The 419-nt window shown below is 74.5% G+C and carries 1 pseudogene; it reads right to left on the bottom strand.

The features are described from left to right. A pseudogene (locus I6F37_RS41725) lies at positions 1–419 on the bottom strand (hypothetical protein); the annotation flags it as partial.

The following is a 419-nucleotide window of genomic DNA, read 5'->3' as shown; positions in this document are numbered from 1 at the left end:
GATCAGCACCGCGGTCGGGTCGCTGGCCAGCGCCCGCGCGGCCGCGACCAGCAGGTCGGCCAGGCTCTGCCCGAGACCGGTCTTGACGATGACCGAGGTGATGATCCCGGCCGCGGCGCAGACGGAGGCCACGGGCAGCACCGCGCGGATCCCGAGGGCGAGGGCCCGGTAGAGCTCGAGGCCGTACTCGCGCAGCGCGCCGGCCAGCGAGTGGGGCACGGCGTCGGGATCCAGCGGGTCGCGCCGCGACACCGCCCGCTCGACCAGGCCGAACCCCGCCGCCACGAGCGTCGCGTAGACGACGGCCCGGAACGGCGCGATGCCCAGCGCGAGGAAGACGACGATCACCACGAGCGAGAGGAAGTGGTAGCCGAAGCGGAGCAGCAGGGCCAGCGCCGGTCGTGTCGTCACGGTGACGG

Origin of the sequence: Bradyrhizobium sp. NBAIM08 (assembly GCF_020193935.1) — a bacterium.
Lineage (GTDB): Bacteria > Pseudomonadota > Alphaproteobacteria > Rhizobiales > Xanthobacteraceae > Bradyrhizobium > Bradyrhizobium yuanmingense.
Note: the sequence above shows the minus strand (reverse complement) of the source record. Positions and strands in the feature narration are given on the sequence as shown.